Origin of the sequence: Bacillus sp. SIMBA_031 (assembly GCF_046535225.1) — a bacterium.
In the GTDB taxonomy this organism is placed as follows: domain Bacteria; phylum Bacillota; class Bacilli; order Bacillales; family Bacillaceae; genus Bacillus; species Bacillus velezensis.
On record NZ_JAWRXC010000527.1, the window covers coordinates 1 to 249 of the forward strand.

1 protein-coding gene is annotated in these 249 nt (G+C 64.3%); it reads right to left on the minus strand.

Annotation, left to right across the window (positions count from 1 at the left end):
• The coding region (locus SB724_RS21250) for a sortase domain-containing protein (protein ID WP_410572989.1) at window positions 1-249 on the minus strand (249 nt) is incomplete at both ends.

Genomic DNA, 249 nt, shown 5'->3' on the forward strand with positions numbered 1-249 from the left:
GGATGTTGTCCAGGACTGCGCCGTGGGTTTGCCGGTGTCCGGCCACCGCAAAGTTGCCAATGGCACCTGGCATGCTGGTGCTTCCGTAGTGCCCTAGGCCCAAGGTGTCCAGCACGTCGGCGCTGGTTCCTTCGATGATCGGGCGAGTGTAGTCGGCGCCGAACCGTGGGATGTACATGATGCCGATGGTCTGGCCGTGGGCTGGGGCCTTGCCGACTACAGGGGTGCCGTAGTCGATGTGGCCGGTAG